This window comes from Halapricum sp. CBA1109 (genome assembly GCF_009741825.1).
Taxonomy (GTDB): Archaea; Halobacteriota; Halobacteria; order Halobacteriales; family Haloarculaceae; genus Halapricum.
The window spans coordinates 1-5602 of the sequence record NZ_WPCA01000162.1; the positions used below are offsets into that span (position 1 = coordinate 1).

Genomic DNA, 5602 nt, shown 5'->3' on the forward strand with positions numbered 1-5602 from the left:
CGGCGCTGCGGGACTGGGTGGCCTTTCCGGATGATCGACACGCCCCATCCACGAGAAGAGGCGGCGGACTATCGCTGCTGGCCGATGCTTGACTTCCAGAGCGGTATCGACGACCACCTGACGGGCGTGACGCACATCATCCGCGGCATCGACCTGCAGGACTCGGCCAAGCGGCAGGGGTTCGTCTACGACTACTTCGGCTGGGAGTACCCCGAAGTGATCCACTGGGGTCACGTCCAGGTCGACGCCTACGACGTCTCGATGTCGACGTCCTCGATCAAGGAACTGATCGAGGCGGGCGAACTCGACGGCTGGGAGGACCCGCGGGCGCCGACGATCAAGAGCCTGCGGCGCCGGGGCATCCGCGGCGAGGCCATCGTCGACGCGATGGCGGGACTCGGTGCCTCGAGTAGCAACGTCGACCTCGCGATGTCGACGGTGTACGCCACCAACCGCGAGTTGATCGACGACGACACCGACCGGGCCTTTTTCGTCCGTGACAGTCACGAGGGCGACGCCGAGGTCGGCCCGGCCGTCGAGAAACCGATCCTCAACGGGCCGGCGGCCGGCGAACCGCCGGTCCATCCCGATTACGAGGACCGCGGGCGGCGCGAGATACCGACCGGCGGCGCGGTACTGGTCGAGGGTGACGACGTCCCGGCGAACGGGCAGAAGGTCTGGCTCAAGGGGTACGGCTGTGTGCAACACACCAGAGACGCCTTCGAGTACACCGGCGACGACATCGACGTGGTTCGGAACGGCGACGTGGACGTGGTCCACTGGGTGCCGGCCGACGACTCGATTCCGGTCCGGATGCGGACGATGGGCGGCGACGTGACCGGCTACGCCGAACCGGGCGTAGCGACCTACGAGGCGGACGACCTGCTCCAGTTCGAGCGAATCGGGTTCGTCCGAGTGGACTACGTCTCGCCACGCGACACGGACCGGTCGAGCGGTGAGGAACCGCGGGACAGCCACGACAGCGAGGAGACAGTGACGTACTTCGCCCACGAGTGACATAGTCGGCGGCCGTATATCGCCGAAGCCACTGGGGACTTATCACTGGAAGCCCAACGGGATAGTATGACCGAGAAAGCGACGTTCGGCGGTGGCTGTTTCTGGTGTATCGAGGCCGCGATGCAGGAGCTGCGGGGCGTCGAGTCGGTGACCTCGGGGTACGCCGGCGGCCACGTCTCAAACCCCACCTACCGGCAAGTCTGTTCGGGCGAGACGGGCCACGCCGAGGTCGTCCAGATCGAGTACGATCCCGAGGCGATCAGCTACCTCGAACTGCTCGAAGTATTCTTCAAGGTCCACGACCCGACGACTGAAGACCGACAGGGGCCCGACGTGGGGAGCCAGTACCGGTCTATCGTCCTCTATCACGACGACGAGCAACGCGAACAGGTCGAGGGGTTCATCGACCGACTGGCGGCCGAGGTGTACGACGACCCGATAGTCACCGATGTCGAGGAACTCAGCCGGTTCTACGAGGCCGAGTCAAAACACCAAGACTACTACGAGAAGAACCCGACGAAGGGGTACTGCGTGATGCAGGTCCGGCCGAAGGTCAAGAAGGTCCGCAAGGAGTTCGAAGCGCTGTTGGCCGAGTGAGGGAGAACATTTAGGTGGTTGCTCTGGGTTGAATACACATACCAATGCCAATAGACCCGGAGTTCGAGGAGAACCGCGACGTCGTCGAGGACCACAACGGCCACAAGGTGTGGGGACCGGTCGAGGAACCGGAGACGCTGGGTATCCACGGGACACACGTCGCCGTGGACTTCGACATCTGTCTGGCCGACGGGGCCTGTCTGGAGGACTGCCCCGTCGATGTCTTCGAGTGGGTCGACACACCGGACCATCCCGAGAGCGAGATCAAGGCAGACCCGGCCAACGAGAGCCAGTGCATCGACTGTATGCTCTGTGTCGACGTCTGCCCTGTCGACGCCATCGACGTCGACCCCGGCAGAGCGGGCCGTACCTGACAGATCGGCTCCGTCCTTGGTTATCTTTGAGGAAAGATTATTGTCCTACCTCTGTGACTGTTTGACACGAGGTAGAAATTCACATGCGCTCAGTCGTCTTGACGAAGGGTGTCCCCGACTTCCGCGACGGCGTGGTCAGTTTCGACGAGGACGGCCACTTAGAGCGGGGCGAGACACCGACGGTGATGAATCCCAACGACAAACACGCCCTGCGGGCGGCGTTACAGACGAAGGTCCGCCACGGCGGCGACGTCAGCCTGATGAGTATGGGACCGCCGGGCTACGAAGACGTTCTCCGGGAGGGGATGGAATCGGTGTACGCCGACGACCTGTATCTCCTCAGCGACCGCGAGATGGCCGCCGCCGACACGTGGGCGACGGCGATGACACTCGCGACAGGGTTAGAGAAACTGGACGAGCAACCCGACATCGTCTTCGCGGGCTTCAAGACGGCTGACGGGGAGACGGGCCACACCGGGCCACAGACGATGTGGTGTATGGACCGCCCGCTGCTCACCCACGTCGTCGCGCTGGACGTCGACGAGGACGAGGGCGTCGTCCGGGCCAAGCGCCTCGTCGAGGGCGACGTAGAGGAGATAGAGACCGTAAAAGCGCCGCTGCCGTGTTTCGTCGTGACCGACCCCGAGTTCGAACCGACCTACCGCAGGGCGTCCTCGCGGCTGAAACACCGGGACCTCCGGGAGACGGCCGAGGAACGCGCCGAAGAGTACGAGGAGTACCTCACGACGTGGAACCACGAGGACCTGAACCTCGACCCCGACTACATCGGCCTCGACGGGTCGCCGACCATCGTCTCCTCCGTCGACCCCATCCCGAAGGCACCCTCCGAACGGGAGGCACAGATGATCGACCCCGAGGACACAGAAGAGATGAACGACGTCCTCGACGCGTTCGAACCGCACGTGGCGGGTGACTGAGTATGGTCGAGATAGACCCCACCGAACACGAGATAGCCGACCTCGGGCCGAAGGTCAACGGTATCGATGACGTCGAGGAACTCCGGGAGATGCTGGCGCTGGAGGCGGACGGCGAGGACCGGAAACCCGTGAAGACGCTAATCGAGAGCCGAATCGGGACGTTGGAGGAGGAAGACGACGAGATAGACCCCGGGACGGTCGACCTCGCGGAGTTGACGGTCGCAGACCTCGCCAACCTCGTCCGGGAGATAGACGACATCGCGGTGCTCGAGGACCTGCTGGAACGCGAGCAGGAAGGCGAGGACCGCTCGACCGCCATCTCACAGATAGAGAGTCGGATGGACTCCGTCCAAGGGAGCGACGAAGACGACGAGGAGGTCGTCGTCCAGTCGCCCGAGGAGAAACACCCGAACCTCGACCACCCGACCGCCGAGAAGCGCTGGGTCAAGGCCTTGGAGGACGGATCGTACGGCGATATGTGGGTCTACTGTGAGACCCAACACGGCGAGTTGATCGACGTCAGCAAGGAGATGCTCGGGAAGGCCCGCGAGTTGATGGACGGGTACAACGAGCAGTACGACGAATCCGAGCGTGTCGTCGCCGTCCTGATCGGCGACGAGGTGTCGGCCCTCACCGAGGAGGTCATCGCCTACGGTGCGGACGTGGTCGTCTATCAGGAAGACGAACGGTTAGAGCGGTTCCGGCACAAGCCGTTCACGGAGATATTCGTCGATATGTGCCGCTCGGCGGACAACCCCTACGCCCGCGAGGCCCGCAGCGAGGACGACTGGCGAGCGTATCAGGAACCGCGCTACACCATCTACCCGGCGACGAACAACGGCCGGGACCTCTCGGCGCTAGCGCAGGCGGAACTGGACTCGGGACGTGGCCAGTGACTGCTCGGACCTCTACATCGAGAACGCGATGATATCGAACCCGGCGAAGACGGGCAAGCCCGGCGAGAAAAAGGAGTTCGATCGCATCCTCCACATGCCGCGGCCGGACTTCTCCGGGTTCGAGTACTCGACTATCCTCTGTATCGACAAGCCCAATCGGGAGTTCCACCCACAGGGCGGGTCGGTGATTCCCGGGGCCTTCGACCTGCCGGAACCGGACTACGACCGCGAGGGGGAGGTCGTCGAACACGAGATGCCCCTAGTTGACGACTGGTTCCGCGTCGAGGTGACCGACCACGACCAACTGGACAGCGGCGTCGACCTGACCGGTCACGAGGTGGTCGTGGCGATGGGACGGGGCATCGGCGACGACCCGACGACGGGCATCGAACTCGGAGTCGAGTTGACCGACTGCTTCGAGGACGCCGCGATGGGGCTCTCCCGGGGCGTCATCACGTCGAGCTACGACTTCGAGGGCCACGTCTCACAGTACATCACCGAGGAGCGACAGATAGGCGAGTCCGGACAGGAGGTCCAACCGGACGTCTACGTCGCCGTCGGCATCTCCGGGGCGATACAGCACAAGGTCGGGATGGACGAGTCAGACATCATCGTCTCGATAAACACCGACCCGGAGGCGGACATCCGGGAGTTCTCGGACTACTTCGTCGAGGGGGACCTCTTCGAGGTGCTCCCGCCGCTGATCGAAGCGCTCGAATCGGGCGAGACGGACATCGCGACGGCGCTGGAGGGACCCGCTGATGACTGAGCACGAACACTACGAAGCCGTCGTCGTCGGGGCCGGTCCCGGCGGCGCGGCCGCGGCGGCGGCACTCGCACAGAACGGCGTCGAGACGCTCGTCCTCGAACGCGGCGTCGAGGCCGGGTCGAAGAACGTCTCCGGCGGCCTGCTGTACGCCGAGGAGTCCGCGCCGTACACCTTGGACTCGCTGTTCCCGGGCGTCCGCGAGGCAGCGACCGAACGCCCGGTCACCGACAACTACATCCACAACGTCGCCGGCGACACGGTGAAGACGTTCGACCTGACGGACATCCACGACCACGACACCGTCTGGTCAGACGCCGTCCTCCGGCGGAGGATGGACGCGTACCTCGCCGAGGAAGTCCACGAGATGGCCCGCGAGACGGGTGGCGGCCTGCTCACGGACGTCCGCGTGAACGGCCTGTTGCGCGATGGCGGGGAGATAGTCGGCGTCACCTGCGACGAGATAGACCCCATCGAGGCGGACCTGATCGTCGCGGCCGACGGCGTCAACTCCGAACTCGCCCGCGACGCCGGCCTGATGGACTGGGAGGAACCCGAGGAGTGGTTCCAGGGCGTCAAGGCCGTCGTCGAGATGCCCGAGGGAGCCGTCGAGGAGCGCTTCGACATCGGCCCCGAGGAGGGGGAGGCCCACCTGTTCAGCGGTGACCTCTTCGAGGGCGCCCGCGGCGGCGGATTCCTCTACACCAACGAGGACTCGCTGTCCATCGGGACCGTCTTCCATCTGGACTCCATCGCCGAGGGGGAGTACGAACCCCACGAACTGCTGGACAACCTCCTGACCCATCCACTGCTAGACCAGTGGTTAGACGGCGAGTACACCGAAGTCGAGTACAGCGCGAAACTCGTCCCGGACTCGAAGAAGGTGGCCCACCCTTCGCCCCACAGCGGTCGCCTGTGTCTCGTCGGCGACGCCGCTGGCCAGATGCAGGCACAGGGGCCGATCATCAAGGGTATGAACCACGCTATCTCCGCCGGCGACTCGTCGCCGAGGCG

Annotated in this window: 4 protein-coding genes and 2 pseudogenes; all 6 read left to right on the forward strand. The window is 64.7% G+C overall.

Going from position 1 to position 5602, the window contains the following annotated elements; genetic code table 11:
- Nucleotides 1–1017: pseudogene (locus tag GJ629_RS13970) on the forward strand (glutamate--tRNA ligase family protein); the annotation flags it as partial.
- A 66-nt stretch (nucleotides 1018–1083) separates the two neighbouring features.
- Complete coding sequence (msrA, locus tag GJ629_RS13975; protein WP_157513589.1) at nucleotides 1084–1614, forward strand: peptide-methionine (S)-S-oxide reductase MsrA; 531 nt, start codon at nucleotides 1084–1086, stop codon at nucleotides 1612–1614.
- A gap of 44 nt (nucleotides 1615–1658) precedes the next feature.
- Nucleotides 1659–1988 (forward strand): ferredoxin family protein, encoded by a 330-nt coding sequence (locus tag GJ629_RS13980; protein ID WP_157513590.1) that lies wholly within the window; start codon nucleotides 1659–1661, stop codon nucleotides 1986–1988.
- Nucleotides 1989–2071: 83 nt separating this feature from the next.
- Nucleotides 2072–2926, forward strand: a complete 855-nt coding sequence (locus GJ629_RS13985; protein WP_157513591.1) for an electron transfer flavoprotein subunit beta/FixA family protein — start codon at nucleotides 2072–2074, stop codon at nucleotides 2924–2926.
- Between the two features lie 2 nt (nucleotides 2927–2928).
- Nucleotides 2929–4591: pseudogene (locus GJ629_RS13990) on the forward strand (FAD-binding protein).
- The coding region (locus GJ629_RS13995; protein WP_157513592.1) for an FAD-dependent monooxygenase at nucleotides 4584–5602 on the forward strand (1019 nt) is incomplete at its 3' end. The pseudogene GJ629_RS13990 and the gene GJ629_RS13995, both read left to right, overlap by 8 nt.